This is a genomic window from Dietzia sp. SYD-A1, assembly GCF_015356725.1.
In the GTDB taxonomy this organism is placed as follows: Bacteria; Actinomycetota; Actinomycetes; order Mycobacteriales; family Mycobacteriaceae; genus Dietzia.
In genome coordinates, this window is sequence record NZ_JADDKI010000538.1 from 1 (window position 1) to 323 (window position 323).

A 323-nucleotide genomic window follows, 5' to 3' on the forward strand; every position below is an offset into this window, starting at 1 on the left:
GGGGCCCCGCGCCCCTCCTGGTAGGAGACGTAGATCCGCGATAAATCCAGGTGCTCATCGACCAGATCCGCCACGAACCGTGCCAGATGATCGGCCGGAAGCCAGTCATCCAGCGACGGCGGCAGCAACAACCCCTGGCCCGGGTCGAACGCCCGAAATGTCTTGCCTGCGCCCACCGGCTCGACCTCGCCCTGCCGGTCAGCCCGCTCGACGCGGAACTCCTCGGCGGCGAACAACCCTTCCTCGCCCATGACGACAATTATCCCGCCGAACCCGCCCCATCAGCGGACCTGAACTGGCGTGTTACTGACCCACGCTCCTAG

The 323-nt window shown here is 66.3% G+C and carries 1 pseudogene; it reads right to left on the bottom strand.

The features are described from left to right. A pseudogene (locus IY392_RS16595) lies at positions 1-251 on the bottom strand (IS5/IS1182 family transposase); the annotation flags it as partial. Positions 252-323: the final 72 nt, after the last annotated feature.